The following is an 18,581-nucleotide window of genomic DNA, read 5'->3' as shown; positions in this document are numbered from 1 at the left end:
TAAGAATAGGGAGCGCAGGTGCTGACCACACGCTCCTTTTGCAATCCAAAGAGGAGCCAGCTAGCGACTGTTCACTCTTGCTCAGGAAATGGTATCAGCCTTCTGATGTCGGCTGCCCACCTGAGGTCACGGTATCGACGCGTTTTTCCAACTGCTGGAGACGCTTGGCCATGTCGTCCAGGTGGCGGATACGCGCGGCGCTCTTGCGCCAGTCAGCCAGAGGCTGCATGGCAGTCCCGGAAGAATAGCCACCCGGCTCGGTGATCGAGCGGGTCACCATGGTCATTCCGGACACGAAAACGTTGTCGCAGACATCGATATGACCGACCATGCCCACGCCACCGGCGATGGTGCAATGCTTGCCGATACGCGTGCTGCCGGAGATACCCACGCACGCGGCCATGGCCGTATGCTCCCCGATCTGCACGTTGTGGGCAATCTGGATCTGGTTGTCGAGCTTGACGCCGTCGGCGATGCAGGTGTCGGACAAGGCGCCACGGTCCACGGCCGTGTTCACACCAATCTCCACATCGTCACCAATGCTGACCCCGCCGATCTGGGCGATCTTGCGCCACACGCCTTTCTCGTTGGCAAAGCCAAAGCCTTCACCACCGATCACTGCGCCGGACTGGATGACCACCCGCTTGCCAATGGTGACATCGTGATACAGCGTGACCCGCGGCGCCAGCCAGCCCCCTTCGCCGATCACGCAGCGGGCACCGATGAAGCAGTGGGCACCGATGGTGACATGGGCGCCGATACGCGCACCGCTTTCAACGACCGCGAAAGGCCCGACACTGGCCGTCGCGTCTACCTGGGCATCCCCGGCCACCACGGCGCTGGGGTGAATCCCCGCCACAGCCTTGGGTTTGGGGTCGAACAGGTGGGAAATGCGGGCATATGCCAGGTAGGGATCGGCAACGATCAGGGCATGACCGGCGAACGCCTCGGCATCGGCGGCCTTGAGCAGCACGGCAGCCGCCTGGCTCTCGTCCAGGTATTTGCGGTACTGCGGGTTGGCAAGAAAGCTCAACTGACCCGGCCCGGCCTCCTGCAAGGTGGCAAGGCCTGTGATCTGCAGCGTCTCGGGGCCCTTGAGGGTGGCCCCGAGGGTCTCGGCCAGTTGGCCAAGCGTCATGGTCACGGTCATATCAACGGGCTTGGTTCATACGCTCGATAACCTGGCGGGTGATGTCATACTGAGGCTTGACATCAATGACCGCACCGCGCTCGAGCACCAGGTCGTAACCGCCCTTCTTGATCACTTCCTCGACGGCGCCGTCCAGCTTGGGCTTGAGCTGCTTGAGCATGTCGCGGTCGGCAACAGCCTTGGCTTCGTTCAGCTCCTTGGACTGGAACTGGAAGTCACGGGCCTTTTGCTTGAACTCGAGCTCCAGGCGCTCACGCTCCTGCTGCTGCATCTTGTCACCGCCCTTGATCAGGCGATCCTGGATGCCCTTGGCGCTGCTTTCCAGGCCTTTGAGCTTGGTCAGCTGAGGGCCGAACTTCTTTTCGGCATCCACGGCGTACTTCTTGGCGGCATCGGACTCGAGCAGTGCCATCTGATAGTTCAGAACGGCAACCTTCATTTCGGCGAAAGCCGGGGTGGCGACCAGCGCCGCGGCCACTACGGCCATTTGGGTCAACTTGCGCACGATGAACTCCTGGATAAACCGTTGTCGTTAAGCAAGGGCCGACCTTAGAAGGTCTGGCCCAGAGAGAATTGGAACACCTGGGTGTCTGCCTCGTCCGGCTTCTTGATCGGCATCGCCAGGCTGAAGCTCAACGGGCCCAAGGCCGTGATCCACGTCACGCCAAGACCGACCGAACTGGCCATGTCGGAGAAACCGACCTTGGTGCAGTCCGGCTTGTTGCCGCAGTTGGTGTCGAACACGTTACCCACGTCCCAGAAGACCGAGGTGCGCAGGGAACGCTGGTCCTTGACGAACGGCAGCGGGAACAGCAACTCGACGCCGCCCTGGACCAGGACGTTGCCGCCGAATGGAAGCGGGTCTTGGTCGGGGTCAAGCAGAGTTCCGTTCTTCTCGTTAAGTTTACTTGGCGTACTGCGCGGCCCCAGGGTGCTGTCCTTGAAGCCGCGAACCGAGTTGAAGCCGCCCGCGTAGTAGTTCTCGTAGAACGGCAGACCGGAGGTACCCCCGAAGCCGTCACCGTAACCCAGTTCGGTGTGCAGACGCAGGGTGTAGTTCTGGCTCAATGGCTTGAACAGCTGGCCGCGGTAGTCCAGTTTGTAGAACGACAAGTCGCTGCCTGGAATCGTGGTTTCGAGGCTCAGGCTCTGAGAGTGACCGCGTGTCGCCAGCACACCTTTGTTCAACGTCGATTCGGACCAGCCGATCGAGGCTTTGAAGTTGGTGAAGTTCTCGCCTTCCTTGTTGATGAAATCAAAGATCTCGTCAACGGTGTACTTACCGGTCTTGAGCTTGTCCTGCTGCACACTCAACCCATAGGTCAGGCGCGACGTCTCGCTGATCGGGTAACCCAGGCTCACACCGGCACCCAGGCTGTCCACCGCGTAGCTCGCCACGTCGACATCGAGGTCGTCGTAGTTGGTGCTGCGGTAGAAGGCGTTGTAACCCAGGCTCACGCCATCGGCAGTGAAGTAGGGATCGACGAAGCCGAAGTTGTATCGCGACTGGTACTCGGACCGGGTCAGGCCAACGGAAACCTTGTTACCGGTACCCAGGAAGTTGCTCTGGCTGATCGAGCCACCCAGGATCAAGCCTGCGCTCTGGGCAAAGCCGACGCTGGCGGTGATCGAACCGGAGGCCTGCTCTTCGACGCTGTAGTTCACGTCGACCTGATCGTCGGTGCCCGGCACCGGTGGGGTCTCGACGTTCACGTCCTTGAAGAAGCCCAGCCGTTCCAGACGGGTCTTGGACTGGTCGATCAGGTAGGTCGAGGCCCAGCCGCCTTCCATCTGACGCATTTCGCGGCGCAGCACTTCGTCTTCGGTCTTGGTGTTGCCGCGGTAGTTGATGCGGTTGACGTAGGCACGCTTGCCCGGATCGACCACGAACATGATGTCGACGGTGTGATCCTGGTCGTTTGGCTGAGGCACACCGTTGACGTTGGCGAAGGTATAGCCTTCGTTACCCAGGCGGCGGGTGATCAGCTCGGACGTGCTGGTCATCACCTTGCGCGAGAACACCTGGCCCGGCTGCACCAGCAGCAGCGACTTGACCTGGTCTTCCGGCACCTTGAGGTCACCGGAGAGCTTCACGTCACGGACGGTGTACTTCTCGCCTTCGTTGATGTTGACGGTGATGTAGACGTGTTTCTTGTCAGGCGTGATGGACACCTGGGTGGACGCGATGTCCATGTTGATGTAGCCGCGGTCCAGGTAGTAGGAACGCAGACGCTCCAGGTCACCGGACAGTTTTTCGCGGGCATACTTGTCGTCATTCTTGAAGAACGACAACCAGTTGGTGGTCTTGAGCTCGAACAGCTGACCCAGGGTGTCGTCATCGAACACGTTGTTGCCAACGATGTTGATGTGCTGGATGGCAGCGACGGTGCCCTCGTTGATCTTGATCTTCAAGGCCACACGGTTGCGCGGCTGAGGCACCACCTCGGCGTCGACCTCGGCCGAGTAGCGGCCCTGGGCCACGTACTGGCGCTGCAGCTCGTTACGCACGCCTTCGAGGGTAGCACGCTGGAAGATCTCGCCTTCGGCCAGGCCCGATTGCTTCAGGCCCTTCATCAGGTCTTCGGTACTGATCGCCTTGTTGCCTTCGATCTCGATGCTCGACACCGACGGGCGCTCGACCACATTGATGATCAGCACGTTGCCATCACGGTTCAGCTCGATGTCCTGGAAGAACCCGGTCTTGAACAGCGAGCGGGTCGACTCCACCAGGCGCCGGTCATCGGCCTGGTCGCCCACGTTCAGGGGCAAGGCACCGAAGACGCTGCCGGCGGAAACCCGCTGCAGGCCATTGACGCGGATATCGGAGATGGTGAAGGACTCGGCGTGAACTTCAGCGATCATCAGTGCGGAGAGCACCGCAGTTAGCAACAGACGTTTCATGAAGTCCTTTTATTCCAACTGGCAATAAACAACCTGCCGTCATGAACGACAGGTTTCGCAATTGAGCGAAGCTTTTATAGTCGACCCAGATCGTTGATCAGGGCGAGCAACATCACCCCCAAGACCAAACTGATACCGATCTGGACCCCCCAACCTTGTACCCGGTCAGACAACGGACGACCGCGCGCCCATTCAACCAGGTAGAACAGCAAGTGCCCCCCATCCAGTACCGGGATGGGCAGCAGGTTAAGAACCCCCAGGCTTATGCTCAGGTAGGCCAGGAAATTCAGGAAATCCCCCACGCCGGACTGGGCTGAAGCGCCCGCCACTTTAGCAATGGTTATCGGTCCACTCAAGTTTTTTACCGAGAGCTCACCGAACAGCATTTTCTTCAGTGACCCAAGCGTGAGCACGCTCATGTTCCAGGTGCGCGACAGGCCTTCACCCACCGCCTCCAGCGGCCCATAGCTGACTTCACGCAGCATCGAGGCCGGCCATTGACCGGCTTTGACGCCCGCCCCCAGGTAGCCTGCCGCCGCCTCACCCTCGCCCTTCACGCCCAGCGTTACCGGTACGTCCAAGGGCGCACCGTCGCGCTCCACACGCACTACCACCTGGGCGCCGGGCCGCGCGCGCACGCTATCGACCACCTGCTGCCATTCGTTCACCGACTGGCCGCCGATGCCCAGCAACCGGTCGCCGGTCTTCAAGCCCGCCGCCCCGGCCGGCCCCTTGGGGTCGATCTCGGCCAGCACCGGCTCGATGGCCGGGCGCCAGGGTTGAAGCCCCAGCGAGCGAATCGGATCGGGCTCATCGGCGCCCTTCAACCACTGGTCGAGTTTCACCTGGCGCTGCTGCTCGGTACTGCTGCCTTCATCGCGCACACCGATGTTCAGCGTGCCGCTCTCACCCAGGCGGCGAACCAATTGCAGGTTGACCGCCGACCAACCGTTGGTCGGCTTGCCATCCACTGAGACGATTTCCTGACCGGCCGTCAGCCCAGCTGCTGCCGCCGGGCTGCCATTCTCGACGGTGCCGATTACCGGTCGGATCTGCTGGCTGCCTAGCATCGCCAGTACCCAGAAGAAGAAGATGGCCAGCAAAAAGTTGGCGACCGGCCCCGCGGCAACGATCGCGATGCGCTGGCCGACGGGCTTGCGATTGAACGATTGACCCACCAGTGCAGGGGGCACGTCGCCCTCGCGCTCGTCGAGCATCTTCACGTAGCCGCCCAGTGGAATGGCTGCGATGACGAACTCGGTGCCCTGGCGATCATGCCAGCGCACCAGTGGCGTACCGAAGCCCACGGAAAACCGCAGCACTTTCACGCCACAGCGACGCGCCACCCAGAAGTGGCCGAACTCATGGAAGGTGACCAGCACACCCAAGGCGACGAGCGTACCGATGATCATGTAGAGCGCTGTCATGTCCATCTCCGAATGATGAGCAATGGGTCAATAGGGTGCTGTCGTCGATGACCGGGCGAGCCCGCCTCAGCGGCCGTTGCGGTGCAGCCAGGCCCAGGCCAGCTCGCGCGCGCGCTGGTCGGCGGCAAACACTGCTTCCAGCGAAGTCAGCGGCACCACGGGCTCCTGGTCCAGTACCTGTTCGATCATACTCGCGATCTCCGGGAAGCGGATACGGCCCTGGAGGAACGTCTGCACCGCCACTTCGTTGGCCGCATTGAGCACAGCTGGGGCGCTGTTGCCTGCCTGCGCCGCCTGTCGTGCCAGGCGCAGGCAAGGGAAACGCTGCTCATCGGGCGCCTCGAAATCCAGGCGCGCAATGCTGAACAGGTCCAGCGGCGCGACCCCGGAATCGATTCGCTCTGGCCAGGCCAGGGCATTGGCGATGGGCGTACGCATGTCCGGGTTACCCAACTGTGCCAGCACCGAACCGTCGACGTAATCAACCAGGGAGTGGATCACGCTCTGCGGATGCACCACCACCTCGACCAAGCTGGGCGGCGCATCGAACAGCCAGCATGCCTCTATCAACTCCAGGCCCTTGTTCATCATGCTGGCCGAGTCGACGGAAATCTTGCGCCCCATCGACCAGTTCGGGTGGGCGCACGCCTGTTCGGGCGTGACGTCCTGCAGGGCCTGGGTCGATGTCTGGCGGAACGGTCCACCCGAGGCCGTCAGCAGAATGCGGCGCACACCCACAGCGCTCAGCCCGCGCGCGTAGTCGCCGGGCATGCACTGGAAGATGGCGTTGTGCTCACTGTCGATGGGCAACAACACGGCGCCCGACTGACGCACGGCGTCCATGAACAAGGCGCCCGACATGACCAGGGCCTCCTTGTTGGCCAGCAGCACCTTCTTGCCGGCCTGCACGGCGGCCAGGGTCGGCCGCAGGCCGGCGGCGCCGACGATGGCGGCCATGACCGCATCCACTTCGCTGGCGCAGGCGACCTGGCACAACCCGGCCTCGCCTTCCAGCACTTCGGTAGCGCACCCTGCCGCTGCCAGGCCTGCACGCAGGCGCCCCGCCGCGTCGGCGCTCGGCACCACGGCGTAGGCCGGGCGATGCCGCACACACAGGGCCAACAGCTCCTCGACGCGGGTGTAGCCGGTCAAGGCGAAGGCCTGATAGCGCTCAGGGTGGCGGGCAATCACGTCCAGGGTACTCAGACCAATGGAGCCGGTGGCCCCCAGCACGGTAATGCGTTGCACTTGACTCACATCACACCCCATTCAGCCGCCCACAACAGCACGGCGAACAATGGGATGGCCGCCGTCAGGCTGTCGATGCGGTCGAGCACGCCACCGTGGCCAGGCAGCAGATTGCTGCTGTCCTTGATGCCCGAGCGGCGCTTGAACATGCTTTCGGTCAGGTCGCCGATCACCGAGGCCATGACCACCAGCGCAGCGCCTGCCAGACCCAGCAGCAGCTGACCAATGCTCCAGTCTCGGCTGATACCCACCACCAGGGTGATCACCAGGCTGACCGCCAGCCCGCCGTACACGCCTTCCCAGCTTTTGCCAGGGCTGACCTGCGGCGCCAGCTTGCGCTTGCCGAAGGCCCTGCCGGAAAAGTACGCACCGATGTCGGCGGCCCAGACCAGAGCCATGACCGACAGGATCAGCCAGTTGCCCAGCGGCCAGTGCTTGAGCAGCACCAGGCCTTGCCAGGCCGGCAGCAACACCAGCAGGCCGATCAGCAGCCGGCAGGCAGCGCTGGCCCACAGTTCGCTGGTGCGTGGGTACGTCAGCACCAGCCAAGTGGCCAACCCCCACCAGATGACGGCAGCCCCAAGCACCCAGGGTGCAAGCTCCGGCAGGATGTACAGCAGCATCAACGCCCCGGCAACGACCAAGGCATAGGCGACACGCAGGGGCTGAGCCATCAACCCCGCCAACCGTGCCCACTCCCAGGCGCCGAGCGTTACCACCAGACCGATGAACAGGGCGAAGTTGCCCCCCTCGAGCAGGAAGAACCCACCCAGCGCTATGGGCAACAGGATCAGCGCGGTAATGATGCGTTGTTTAAGCATTAAGCACGCGCTCCAGCCTCGACCTGCTCGCTGGTCTTACCAAAGCGGCGCTGGCGCGAAGCGAAATCAGCCAATGCACTGCGCATGGCCTCGTGTTTGAAGTCCGGCCAGTAAAGGTCGGAGAAATACAACTCGGCGTAGGCCAGTTGCCACAACAGGAAATTGCTGATGCGATGCTCGCCGCCGGTGCGGATGCACAAGTCCGGCAAAGGCTGCTCGCCGGTCGCAAGGCACGTCTGCAACAACCCTGGGGTGATGTCGTCGGGGCGAAGATGGCCAGCCTGAACTTCACGCGCCAGCCGCTGCGCGGCCTGGGCGATGTCCCACTGCCCACCGTAGTTGGCGGCGATCTGCAGGATGAAGCGGCTGTTGCCTGCGGTCAGCGCCTCGGCTTCGCGCATGGCAGCCTGCAGCTCCGGGTGAAAGCGCGAGCGGTCGCCGATGATGCGCAGGCTGATGTTGTTGTCGTTCAAGCGACGCGCCTCGCGGCGCAACGCCGAGAAGAACAACTCCATCAATGCACCGACCTCATCGGCAGGTCGCTGCCAGTTTTCACTGGAGAAGGCAAACAGGGTCAGCACTTCGACGCCGGCCTCGGCGCACACTTCGATGACTGCGCGCACGGCATCGACGCCTGCCTTGTGCCCGGCAACGCCAGGCAACAAGCGCCGTTTCGCCCAGCGATTGTTGCCGTCCATGATGATCGCGACGTGACGCGGCACCGAGGGAGGCACCGCTGGCTTGGTCTTTTCCATTAAAAAAACCCGGCCTTAGACGGCCATCAGGTCCTTTTCCTTGGCCTTGAAGGCTGCATCCACCTCGGCGACGAACTTGTCCGTCAGCTTCTGGATGTCATCGGCAGCGCGGCGCTCTTCGTCTTCGCTGATGGACTTGTCCTTGGTGAGCTTCTTCAAGTCCGCCAGGGCATCACGACGCACGTTGCGCACGGCGACCTTGGCGTCTTCGGCAACGCCGCTGGCCTGCTTGGTGTAGCCCTTGCGGGTTTCTTCGGTCAGGGCAGGCATCGGCACACGGATGGTGGTGCCGGCGCTCGACGGGTTCAGCCCGAGGTCGGAGGTCAGGATGGCCTTTTCGATGGCAGCGCTCAGGTTCTTGTCGTGAGCGACGATCTTCAAGGTGCGCGCGTCCTCGACGCTGATCGCAGCGACCTGGTTCAGCGGCATCTCGCTACCCCAGGCAGTGACCTTGACGCTGTCCAGAATGCTTGGGTGCGCGCGACCGGTGCGGATGGCCGCCAGGTTGCGGCCCAGGGCCTCGATGGACTTGGTCATGCGCTCCTGCGCGTCTTTCTTGATGTCGTTGATCATGCTTGGCCTTCCTCGATCAGAGTGCCTTCAGCGCCGCCCACCACGATGTTCAGCAGGGCGCCTGGCTTGTTCATGTTGAATACCCGCAATGGCATGCCGTGGTCACGGCACAGGCAGATTGCGGTCAAGTCCATCACGCCGAGCTTACGATCCAGGACCTCGTCATAGGTCAGGCGATCGAACTTCTCGGCGTGCGGGTCCTTGAATGGATCGGCAGTGTACACACCATCGACCTTGGTCGCCTTCAGCACCACGTCGGCATCGATTTCGATGGCTCGCAGACAGGCTGCCGAGTCGGTGGTGAAGAACGGGTTGCCGGTACCGGCGGAGAAAATTACCACATCCCCGGAGTTGAGGTGGCGAATCGCTTTGCGACGGTCATAGTGATCGGTGACGCCCACCATGGAGATGGCCGACATGACCAGTGCCGGGATGTTCGAGCGCTCCAGCGCATCGCGCATGGCCAGGGCGTTCATCACGGTAGCCAGCATCCCCATGTGGTCGCCGGTAACGCGGTCCATGCCGGCGGCGCTCAGCGCAGCCCCTCGGAACAGGTTGCCACCACCGATGACCAGGCCGACCTGCACACCGATACCGACCAGCTGCCCTACTTCAAGGGCCATGCGATCGAGCACCTTCGGGTCGATCCCGAAGTCTTCGGAGCCCATCAGGGCCTCGCCGCTAAGTTTGAGCAAAATGCGTTTATAGCGAGGTTGGCGACCACTCACCTGCTGAGCCATTGCGAGTCTCTCCTGCGGCGTACTGTAGAAAATTCGTGCGGGCTGTTTGCAGCCTGCTAACTGTAGCGTGGCACCGTTTTGGCGCCAGCGGCGGCAGCGTCGTGTAAACGCCTCGCCGCTTTGACAAAGAGGCTGCGCGCGTGAGCGGGCAGCCTCTTTGGGGCGACAGACGGGGCTGTCTTACTGCTTGGCAGCAGCAACCTGTGCGGCAACTTCGGCAGCGAAGTCGTCGACTGGCTTCTCAATGCCTTCGCCAACCTTGAAGTAGGTGAAGGAAACGATTTCAGCACCGGCTTTCTTGGCCAGCTCGCCGACCTTGACTTCCGGGTTCATGACGAACGCCTGCTCTTTGAGCGAGGCTTCAGCCTTGAACTTGGTGATACGGCCGTTGATCATGTTTTCAACGATGTTTTCCGGCTTGCCGGCAATCTTGTCGGCGTTCAGCTGCAGGAAGACACCCTTCTCGCGCTCGATGGCTTCGGCGGAGATTTCCGACGAGTCCAGGAACTCGGGGTTGGACGCTGCAACGTGCATGGCGATGTTCTTGGCCAGCTCGACGTCACCGCCTTTCAGGACAACGACAGCACCGATCTTGTTGCCGTGCAGGTAGGCGCCGACCACGTCGCCTTCCACACGTACCAGGCGGCGGATGTTGACGTTTTCGCCGCACTTGGCGACCAGGGCTTCACGGGCAGCTTCACGCGAGGCGATCAGCGGAGCGGCGTCGGTCAGCTTCTGGGCGAAGGCTTCTTCCAGGCTTTCGGCGACGAAGTTCTTGAAGTCGTCTTGCAGGGCCAGGAAGTCGGTCTGCGAGTTCACTTCCAGCAGTACGGCGGCCTTGCCGTCGGTCTTGACGGCGATAGCGCCTTCGGCAGCCACGTTGCCAGCCTTCTTGGCGGCCTTGATGGCGCCCGAGGCACGCATGTCGTCAATGGCTTTTTCGATGTCGCCGTCAGCCTTTTCCAGGGCTTTCTTGCAATCCATCATGCCTTCGCCGGTACGCTCGCGCAGTTCTTTGACCAGCGCTGCAGTAATTGCTGCCATTTCAAAATCCTCTTGGAAAGTTTTTCAACCATTCCACCCGTTTGTGACGGGCGTTCAATTCTGCTAATCCGCTGTCTGTGCCTGCATGCCCATGAAAGGGACGGCTGCCGACAGCAGGATTTCAAGGTGGCAAAAAGGGGGCATAGCCCCCTTTTCGCGTGCCAAGTCGACGCTAGCGTCTATTACTCGGCAGCAGGTGCAGCCGCTTCTTCAGCGTAGACTTCGGTGCCGCCAGCAACGTTGTTGCGGCCACGGATGACAGCGTCAGCCATGGAAGTCATGTACAGCTCGATAGCGCGAATGGCGTCATCGTTACCTGGGATGATGTAGTCAACACCTTCCGGGCTGCTGTTGGTATCGACAACGCCAATGACCGGGATACCCAGTTTGTTGGCTTCGGTGATCGCGATGCGCTCGTGATCAACGTCGATGACGAACAGAGCGTCAGGCAGACCGCCCATGTCCTTGATGCCGCCCAGGCTGCGGTCCAGTTTTTCCAGATCGCGGGAGCGCATCAGGGCTTCTTTCTTGGTCAGCTTGGCAAAGGTGCCATCTTCGGCCTGAGTTTCCAGGTCGCGCAGACGCTTGATCGAAGCACGGATGGTCTTGTAGTTGGTCAGCATGCCGCCCAACCAACGGTGGTCAACGTACGGCGAACCGCAACGAGCAGCTTGCTCGGCGACGATCTTGCCGGCGGAACGCTTGGTGCCGACGAACAGGATCTTGTTCTTGCCCTGGGCCAGGCGCTCAACGAACGACAGGGCGTCGTTGAACATCGGCAGGGTTTTTTCCAGGTTGACGATGTGGATCTTGTTGCGCGCACCGAAAATGTACTTGCCCATTTTCGGGTTCCAGTAACGGGTCTGGTGGCCGAAGTGCACACCGGCCTTCAGCATATCGCGCATGTTGACTTGGGACATGATAGTTCCTTGATAAGTCGGGTTGGGCCTCCACGTATCCCAATGACCAACCCACGAACCCTGAAGCTCGGGGCACCCAGGCCATCGTGTCGACACGTGTGTGGGTTTGGATGCAGACGGAGCTGGCTCCGAAAGCGGCGCATGTTATACCACAGGCTGCGCGCAAACAAAACACGAAACTCACCCGCCAACCGCCGGACGGCAGGGCATGTGCGCCAGCGCACGACCAGCGACGGTGCAGGTGTGGCGTGTTTGCAAGGGCTGCGTGCCGCTACGAGCCCGCACCTCTGATAGAATGACGCCTTTCCCGATTTGAACGCGCCGCCTGCGGCGCCGAGTAGAGAGCCTGTAATGACCGTCACCATCAAGACTGCAGAAGACATCGAGAAGATGCGCATCGCCGGCCGCCTGGCAGCCGACGTGCTGGAAATGATCGAGGAGCACGTCAAGCCCGGTGTCACCACCGAGGAGCTCGACCGCCTGTGCCACGACTACATCGTCAACGTCCAGCAGGCCATCCCGGCGCCGCTCAACTACAAGGGCTACCCCAAGTCGATCTGCACGTCGATCAACCACGTGGTCTGTCACGGCATCCCCAATGACAAGCCCCTGAAAAACGGCGATACCCTGAACATCGACATCACGGTGATCAAGGACGGCTACCACGGCGACACCAGCCGCATGTTCCACGTCGGCACCGTGCCGGTGTGGGCCGAGCGTCTGTCCCAAGTCACCCAGGAATGCCTGTACAAGGCCATCGAACTGGTCAAGCCGGGCTGTCGCCTGGGCGACATCGGCGAAGTCATCCAGAAGCATGCCGAGAAGAACGGTTTCTCGGTGGTGCGCGAGTTCTGCGGCCATGGCATCGGCAAGGTATTCCACGAAGAGCCGCAGATCCTGCATTACGGCCGCGCCGGCACCGGCATGGAACTCAAGGAAGGCATGACCTTCACCATCGAGCCGATGATCAACCAGGGCAAGGCCGACACCAAGGTGCTGGGCGATGGCTGGACCGCGATCACCAAGGACCGCAAGCTCTCGGCGCAGTGGGAGCATACCCTGGTGGTCACGGCGACCGGGTACGAGATCTTCACCCTGCGCAAGGACGACACCATCGCCCGCACCTCGGCCTGAGCCACCCCAGCAGCCTTCGATGACAGGAACCTGACCCCATGCTCCAGCTCGACCCCGAACTGTTCGACCGTGGTCAGTTCCAGGCGGAACTGGCCCTCAAGGCCAGCCCCATACCCGCCTTCAAGAAGGCCATTCGCCAGGCGGGCGAGGTGCTGGACAAGCGCTTTCGCGCAGGCCACGCCATCCGCCCGCTGATCCAAGCTCGGGCCTGGCTGGTGGACAACGTCCTGCAGCAGGCGTGGAACCAGTTCGACTGGGGCGAGCAGGGCGGCATTTCCCTGGTGGCGGTCGGCGGCTACGGGCGCGGTGAGCTTCACCCGCACTCGGACATCGACCTGCTTATCCTGCTGGGAGAGGCCGAGCACGAACGGTATCGCGATGCCATCGAGCGCTTTCTGACCCTGCTGTGGGACATCGGCCTGGAGGTCGGCCAGAGCGTGCGCACCGTCGATGAGTGTGCCGAACAGGCCCGCGCCGACCTCACCATCATCACCAACATGATGGAAAGCCGCACCATCGCCGGCCCGGAAGCCCTGCGCCAGCGCATGCTCGAGGTCACCAGCACGGCGCACATGTGGCCGAGCCGCGAGTTCTTCCTGGCCAAGCGCGCCGAGCTGCAGGCGCGCCACCACAAGTACAACGACACCGAGTACAACCTCGAGCCCAACGTCAAGGGCTCGCCTGGGGGGCTGCGCGACATCCAGACCGTGCTGTGGGTGGCGCGCCGCCAGTACGGTACCCTGAACCTGCATGCCCTGGCCGGCGAAGGCTTCCTACTGGAAAGCGAGAATGCGCTCCTGGCCTCCTCCCAGGATTTCCTGTGGCGGGTGCGCTACGCCCTGCACATGCTCGCCGGCCGTGCCGAGGATCGCCTGCTGTTCGACCACCAGCGCAGCATTGCCGCCCTGCTGGGCTACAGCGACGAAAACCCCAAGCGTGCCATCGAGCAGTTCATGCAGCAGTACTACCGGGTGGTGATGAGCATCAGCCAGTTGTGCGACCTGATCATCCAGCATTTCGAGGAAGTCATTCTCGCCGACGACGACAGTGGTACCACTCAACCGCTCAATGCGCGCTTCCGCCTGCATGACGGCTACATCGAGGCCGTGCGCCCGAACGTGTTCAAGCGCACGCCGTTCGCCATGCTGGAAATATTCGTGCTGATGGCCCAGCACCCGGACATCAAGGGTGTGCGTGCCGACACGGTACGCCTGCTGCGCGAGCATCGGCACCTGATCGACGACACCTTCCGCAACGATATTCGCAACACCAGTCTGTTCATCGAACTGTTCAAGTGTGAAATCGGTATTCATCGCAACCTGCGGCGCATGAACCGCTACGGCATCCTCGGGCGCTACCTGCCGGAGTTCGGGCTGATCGTCGGGCAGATGCAGCACGACCTGTTCCACATCTATACCGTCGATGCCCATACCCTCAACCTGATCAAGCACCTGCGCAAGCTGCAGTACACACCGGTGTCGGAGAAATTCCCGCTGGCCAGCAAGCTCATGGGCCGCTTGCCCAAGCCCGAGCTGATCTACCTGGCCGGTCTCTACCACGACATCGGCAAAGGCCGTCAGGGCGATCATTCCGAGCTCGGCGCGGTCGATGCCCTCAAGTTCTGCGAGCGCCACCAGCTCCCAGCCTGGGACAGCCGGTTGATCGCCTGGCTGGTGCAGAACCACCTGGTCATGTCCACCACCGCCCAGCGCAAGGACTTGTCCGATCCGCAGGTGATCAACGACTTCGCCCTGCACGTGGGGGATGAAACACGGCTGGACTACCTCTATGTGCTGACGGTGGCGGACATCAACGCCACCAACCCCACCTTGTGGAATTCATGGCGAGCCAGCCTGTTGCGCCAGTTGTACACCGAGACCAAGCGTGCCCTGCGCCGTGGGCTCGAAAACCCGCTGGATCGTGAGGAGCAGATTCGCCAGACCCAGTCCTCGGCATTGGACACGCTGGTGCGCGAAGGCACCGACCCAGATGACGTGGAGCAGCTGTGGTCGCAGCTGGGGGATGACTACTTCCTCAAGCACACCGCCTCCGACGTGGCCTGGCACACCGACGCCATCCTGCAACAGCCGGCTGACGGTGGCCCGCTGGTACTGATCAAGGAAACCACCCAGCGCGAATTCGAAGGCGGGACTCAGATCTTCATCTATGCCCCTGACCAGCACGATTTCTTCGCCGTGACGGTGGCGGCCATGTCGCAGCTGAACCTGAACATCCACGACGCCCGCATCATCACCTCCAGCAGCCAGTTCACCCTGGACACCTACATCGTGCTGGACAACGACGGCGGTGCGATCGGCGACAACCCGCAACGGGTCAGGCAGATTCGCGACGGCCTGACCGAGGCGCTGCGCAACCCCGAAGACTACCCCACGATCATCCAGCGTCGGGTGCCGCGCCAACTCAAGCACTTCGACTTCCCGCCGCAGGTGACCATCCTCAACGACGCCCAGCGCCCGGTGACCATTCTCGAAATCACCGCGCCCGACCGGCCGGGCCTGCTGGCGCGGCTGGGGCGCATCTTCCTGGAATTCGACCTGTCGTTGCAGAACGCCAAGATTGCCACCCTGGGCGAGCGTGTGGAGGACGTGTTCTTCATCACCGACGCCGACAACCAGCCCCTGTCCGACCCGCAACTGTGCAGCCGCCTGCAGGAAGCCATCGTGCAACAACTGCAAGCAGGGCAGGCCAGCGCCAGCCCTGCCCGCGTGACCTTTTGACGACATGATTGACGAGACCTTGCGCCAATGAACCCTGCCTTGAGCCAGCTTCAGCCCTACCCTTTCGAAAAGCTTCGTGCCCTGCTGGGCAGCGTTACGCCCGCTGCTGACAAACGCGCCATTGCCCTGTCGATTGGCGAGCCCAAGCACGCCTCGCCACCCTTCGTGGCCCAGGCGATGGCCGACAACCTCGACAAGCTGGCGGTATACCCCAGCACGCTGGGCCTGCCTGCCTTGCGCCAGGCCATCGGGCAGTGGTGCGAGCGCCGCTTTGGCGTGCCTGCTGGCTGGCTGGATGCCGATCGTCATATCCTGCCGGTGAACGGCACCCGCGAAGCGCTGTTCGCCTTTACCCAGGCGGTGGTCGACCGTAGTGCCGATGGCCTGGTGTTGAGCCCCAACCCGTTCTACCAGATCTATGAAGGGGCTGCGCTGTTGGCCGGTGCCACCCCGTACTACCTGCCGTGCCTGGAAAGCAACGGCTTGAACCCCGACTTCGACGCGGTGCCCGACCACGTCTGGGCCCGTTGCCAGGTCCTGTTCCTGTGCTCACCCGGCAACCCCACCGGCGCCCTGGTGCCCATGGACACCTTGAAAAAGCTGATCGCACTGGCCGATGCGCACGATTTCGTGATCGCTGCCGACGAATGCTACAGCGAGTTGTATTTCGATGAGGATGCACCGCCACCGGGGCTGTTGTCGGCCTGTGCGGAGCTGGGGCGTAATGACTTCAAGCGCTGCGTGGTGTTCCACAGCCTGTCCAAGCGTTCGAACCTGCCGGGGCTGCGCTCGGGCTTCGTGGCCGGCGATGCCGACATCATCAAGCCGTTTCTGCTGTACCGCACCTACCATGGTTGCGCCATGCCGGTGCAGACACAGTTGGCCAGCATCGCCGCCTGGGAGGATGAGGCGCATGTGCGCGCAAACCGCGACCAGTACCGCGCCAAGTATGACGCCGTGCTGGCCATCCTCGAGCCGGTCATGGATGTGCAGCGCCCGGACGGCAGCTTCTACCTGTGGGCCAAGGTGCCGGGTAGCGATGCCGACTTCACGCGCGATCTGTTCGAGGCCGAGCACGTGACCGTGGTACCCGGCTCGTACCTGTCCCGTGAAGTGGACGGGGTCAACCCCGGCGCCGGACGCGTGCGCATGGCCCTGGTTGCCCCGCTGTCCGAATGCATCGAGGCGGCCGAGCGTATTCGCGCGTTCTTGCACACGCGCTGAAGCCTTTTAGGCAAGACGGGGCCAGTTCACTTGACCTGGCCCAGGTTAGCCTCGCTCATGTCCAGGTCGCCCAGTACATGCCGCACCACCTCGTCACCGAGCAGGTGCTGGCGGTGCAGGTTGTAGAGCTCCAAGCGCTGGGCCCGCAGCGCACGCAAGCGCAGGCGGCGCTCGAGCAGGTCCATCTGCTCGGCCAAGGCCCTGGCCTCTTCACTGTCATTGTGCCGGTCCAGCTGGTCGCGATACTCAGCCATCAGCCGAGCCTTCAATTCTGTAGCCAGTGTGGCCTGGGCGGCATCCTGCGGCGCGTTGGCATCGACCACCTCCTCGGCCTCCAAGGCGTGAATCGCGGCCTCAGCGGTGCGTCGCCAGGCTTCATGCACCTCTTGCTGCATGCGCTCGTCAGGGCTTTTGGTCACGCCGCGCAGTAAAAGCGGCAGTGCGACACAGGCACCGATCAACGACAGCAGGATGACACCGGCGGCAATGAAGATCAGCAGATCGCGCTCTGGAAACGCCTTGTCCGCGCCCATCAGCAACGGAATCGACATCACACCCGCCAGGGTGACGGCCCCTCGCACACCGCCCAGCGTGAGCAACCAGCACGAGCGTGCGGTGGGCAACATCACCAGCGCAGGCTTGCCGCGCCAACGGCGCAGAACCCCCACCAGGCGCCAGATACTCTGCACCCAGATGAACCGCAGCACGATCAGCGCCGCGAAGATGGCGACCACGTCCAGGCAGCGCCAGGCCAGGGTCGGCCACAGCGTGGTTTCATGGCTGACCACCGCCTTGACGATGTCGGGCAGTTGCAAGCCCAACAACAGGAAGATCAGCCCATTGAACGCGAACTCCAGCAGCGACCACACGCTACGATTGAGCAGGCGGGTGCTGGTCTGGCGTGGCAGCAGGTCGAGCCAGCTCTGCATCATGCCGGCCGCCACTGCCGAGAGGATGCCCGACACCCCGAGGCGCTCGGCCAGCACATAGGCCGCGAACGGCAGCAGCAGCATGAACACCACATGGGTGGCCGGGTCGTCCCAGCCGCGGCCGATCATCCAGGCACGCAGGCGGCCGACCAGCCAACTCAGCGCCACCCCCACGGCCAGACCGCCAAGCGCCACCAGTGCGAAGCTCAGGCTGGCATCGGTCAGTGAAAAGACACCGGTGATGGCCGCAGCCAGGGCGAACTTGAAGGTAACCAGGCCCGAGGCATCGTTCATCAGGGCCTCACCCTGGAGCATGTGCATCAACGGCGTAGGCAGGCGGTCCTGGGTAATGGCCGACACGGCCACCGCGTCAGTCGGCGACAGTACGGCTGCCAGCGCGAATGCCACCGGCAACGGGATGCTCGGCAACAACCAGTGGATGAAATAGCCCGCACCGACCACGGTGAACAACACCAAGCCCACCGCCAGGGCCACCACCGGGCCGCGAATGCGCCACAACGCGCGTTTGGGAATGCGCCAGCCATCGGCGAACAACAGCGGCGGCAAGAACAGAAACAGAAACAGTTCGGGGTCGAGGGCGACATGCAGCCCCAGTGTCGGCCAGGCCAGCAAAGCGCCAGCTGCGATTTGTACCAGCGGCAGAGGCAGGGGAATCAGGCGGCCGACCAATTTCGACACGCTGACCAGCATCAGCAGGATAAGGACGGTATAGGCGGACTGCATCCAGTGGGTCTTCCTTCTTCAAACGGCCCCGTACCCGAGGACAAAACGTACACCTGGATCAGCATGGTAACGGGTGACAAGCGTGCCTGGCCGCTGCACCAAGGTCGCAGGTGGCGAACTAATGTGTAACATGAAGATACATCTACCGCCCAAGGGTTCAGCCGGTATCGGGAAATGACCGGTGGTTTCGCTCAATTGGACGCACGTTCCCGCCCATGAAGGAAGGCAGCACG

General features: G+C 62.6%; 15 protein-coding genes. 3 read left to right on the top strand and 12 right to left on the bottom strand.

The window, feature by feature from the left end:
• Nucleotides 1–94 precede the first annotated feature (94 nt).
• The 11 genes from lpxD to rpsB form a co-directional block, all read right to left on the bottom strand.
• Nucleotides 95–1,150, bottom strand: coding sequence for a UDP-3-O-(3-hydroxymyristoyl)glucosamine N-acyltransferase (lpxD, locus tag PFU01S_RS12740; RefSeq protein ID WP_023534150.1), 1,056 nt, complete (start codon nt 1,148–1,150; stop codon nt 95–97).
• Nucleotide 1,151: 1 nt separating this feature from the next.
• Nucleotides 1,152–1,655: an OmpH/Skp family outer membrane protein gene (locus tag PFU01S_RS12735; protein ID WP_023534153.1), complete on the bottom strand. Its 504-nt coding sequence runs from the start codon at nt 1,653–1,655 to the stop codon at nt 1,152–1,154.
• A gap of 44 nt (nt 1,656–1,699) precedes the next feature.
• Nucleotides 1,700–4,051, bottom strand: coding sequence for an outer membrane protein assembly factor BamA (gene bamA / locus PFU01S_RS12730; protein ID WP_027913877.1), 2,352 nt, complete (start codon nt 4,049–4,051; stop codon nt 1,700–1,702).
• 74 nt (nt 4,052–4,125) lie between these two features.
• Nucleotides 4,126–5,478, bottom strand: a complete 1,353-nt coding sequence (rseP, locus tag PFU01S_RS12725; RefSeq protein ID WP_028686884.1) for a sigma E protease regulator RseP — start codon at nt 5,476–5,478, stop codon at nt 4,126–4,128.
• A 66-nt stretch (nt 5,479–5,544) separates the two neighbouring features.
• The gene (ispC, locus tag PFU01S_RS12720) at nt 5,545–6,735 is read right to left on the bottom strand and encodes a 1-deoxy-D-xylulose-5-phosphate reductoisomerase (protein ID WP_028686885.1); all 1,191 of its coding nucleotides are present in this window, start codon (nt 6,733–6,735) and stop codon (nt 5,545–5,547) included.
• Nucleotides 6,732–7,547, bottom strand: coding sequence for a phosphatidate cytidylyltransferase (locus tag PFU01S_RS12715; RefSeq protein ID WP_028686886.1), 816 nt, complete (start codon nt 7,545–7,547; stop codon nt 6,732–6,734). Before PFU01S_RS12715 ends, ispC begins: the two co-directional genes overlap by 4 nt.
• Nucleotides 7,547–8,302 (bottom strand): polyprenyl diphosphate synthase, encoded by a 756-nt coding sequence (gene uppS, locus PFU01S_RS12710; RefSeq protein WP_027913873.1) that lies wholly within the window; start codon nt 8,300–8,302, stop codon nt 7,547–7,549. Before uppS ends, PFU01S_RS12715 begins: the two co-directional genes overlap by 1 nt.
• A gap of 15 nt (nt 8,303–8,317) precedes the next feature.
• Nucleotides 8,318–8,875: a ribosome recycling factor gene (gene frr / locus PFU01S_RS12705; RefSeq protein WP_023534036.1), complete on the bottom strand. Its 558-nt coding sequence runs from the start codon at nt 8,873–8,875 to the stop codon at nt 8,318–8,320.
• A complete protein-coding gene (pyrH, locus tag PFU01S_RS12700; RefSeq protein WP_023534028.1) occupies nt 8,872–9,615 on the bottom strand; it encodes a UMP kinase in 744 nt (247 codons plus the stop codon). The genes frr and pyrH overlap by 4 nt, the downstream gene beginning before the upstream one ends.
• Before the next feature lie 180 nt (nt 9,616–9,795).
• Nucleotides 9,796–10,659 (bottom strand): translation elongation factor Ts, encoded by an 864-nt coding sequence (gene tsf, locus PFU01S_RS12695; protein WP_023534066.1) that lies wholly within the window; start codon nt 10,657–10,659, stop codon nt 9,796–9,798.
• Between the two features lie 182 nt (nt 10,660–10,841).
• Nucleotides 10,842–11,579 (bottom strand): 30S ribosomal protein S2, encoded by a 738-nt coding sequence (gene rpsB / locus PFU01S_RS12690; protein ID WP_003252287.1) that lies wholly within the window; start codon nt 11,577–11,579, stop codon nt 10,842–10,844.
• Between the two features lie 351 nt (nt 11,580–11,930).
• Between rpsB and map the strand changes: the two genes are divergently transcribed.
• From map to dapC, 3 genes are read left to right on the top strand one after another with little or no spacing between them, the layout of a single operon-like run.
• Nucleotides 11,931–12,713 carry a type I methionyl aminopeptidase gene (gene map, locus PFU01S_RS12685; RefSeq protein WP_028686887.1) on the top strand — a complete coding sequence of 261 codons (783 nt, stop codon included), beginning with the start codon at nt 11,931–11,933 and terminating at the stop codon, nt 12,711–12,713.
• 38 nt (nt 12,714–12,751) lie between these two features.
• The gene (locus PFU01S_RS12680) at nt 12,752–15,451 is read left to right on the top strand and encodes a [protein-PII] uridylyltransferase (RefSeq protein ID WP_027913870.1); all 2,700 of its coding nucleotides are present in this window, start codon (nt 12,752–12,754) and stop codon (nt 15,449–15,451) included.
• A 27-nt stretch (nt 15,452–15,478) separates the two neighbouring features.
• Nucleotides 15,479–16,675: a succinyldiaminopimelate transaminase gene (gene dapC, locus PFU01S_RS12675; protein WP_028686888.1), complete on the top strand. Its 1,197-nt coding sequence runs from the start codon at nt 15,479–15,481 to the stop codon at nt 16,673–16,675.
• A 26-nt stretch (nt 16,676–16,701) separates the two neighbouring features.
• Here dapC and PFU01S_RS12670 read toward each other — a convergent pair whose 3' ends face one another.
• Nucleotides 16,702–18,348 (bottom strand): Na+/H+ antiporter, encoded by a 1,647-nt coding sequence (locus PFU01S_RS12670; RefSeq protein ID WP_028686889.1) that lies wholly within the window; start codon nt 18,346–18,348, stop codon nt 16,702–16,704.
• Nucleotides 18,349–18,581 lie beyond the last annotated feature (233 nt).

Source organism: Pseudomonas fulva NBRC 16637 = DSM 17717, assembly GCF_000730565.1.
GTDB classification, from domain to species: domain Bacteria; phylum Pseudomonadota; class Gammaproteobacteria; order Pseudomonadales; family Pseudomonadaceae; genus Aquipseudomonas; species Aquipseudomonas fulva.
The sequence above is the reverse complement of the archived record's forward strand: the minus strand, read 5'-3'. Positions and strand labels throughout refer to the sequence as shown.

What these genes read in the sequence shown, in the direction of transcription:
- lpxD (WP_023534150.1), bottom strand. Translation starts at nt 1,150, where the DNA reads ATGACCGTGACCATGACGCTTGGCCAACTGGCCGAGACCCTCGGGGCC.
- bamA (WP_027913877.1), bottom strand. Translation starts at nt 4,051, where the DNA reads ATGAAACGTCTGTTGCTAACTGCGGTGCTCTCCGCACTGATGATCGCT.
- rseP (WP_028686884.1), bottom strand. Translation starts at nt 5,478, where the DNA reads ATGACAGCGCTCTACATGATCATCGGTACGCTCGTCGCCTTGGGTGTG.
- PFU01S_RS12715 (WP_028686886.1), bottom strand. Translation starts at nt 7,547, where the DNA reads ATGCTTAAACAACGCATCATTACCGCGCTGATCCTGTTGCCCATAGCG.
- uppS (WP_027913873.1), bottom strand. Translation starts at nt 8,302, where the DNA reads ATGGAAAAGACCAAGCCAGCGGTGCCTCCCTCGGTGCCGCGTCACGTC.
- frr (WP_023534036.1), bottom strand. Translation starts at nt 8,875, where the DNA reads ATGATCAACGACATCAAGAAAGACGCGCAGGAGCGCATGACCAAGTCC.
- pyrH (WP_023534028.1), bottom strand. Translation starts at nt 9,615, where the DNA reads ATGGCTCAGCAGGTGAGTGGTCGCCAACCTCGCTATAAACGCATTTTG.
- tsf (WP_023534066.1), bottom strand. Translation starts at nt 10,659, where the DNA reads ATGGCAGCAATTACTGCAGCGCTGGTCAAAGAACTGCGCGAGCGTACC.
- rpsB (WP_003252287.1), bottom strand. Translation starts at nt 11,579, where the DNA reads ATGTCCCAAGTCAACATGCGCGATATGCTGAAGGCCGGTGTGCACTTC.
- map (WP_028686887.1), top strand. Translation starts at nt 11,931, where the DNA reads ATGACCGTCACCATCAAGACTGCAGAAGACATCGAGAAGATGCGCATC.
- PFU01S_RS12680 (WP_027913870.1), top strand. Translation starts at nt 12,752, where the DNA reads ATGCTCCAGCTCGACCCCGAACTGTTCGACCGTGGTCAGTTCCAGGCG.
- dapC (WP_028686888.1), top strand. Translation starts at nt 15,479, where the DNA reads ATGAACCCTGCCTTGAGCCAGCTTCAGCCCTACCCTTTCGAAAAGCTT.
- PFU01S_RS12670 (WP_028686889.1), bottom strand. Translation starts at nt 18,348, where the DNA reads ATGCAGTCCGCCTATACCGTCCTTATCCTGCTGATGCTGGTCAGCGTG.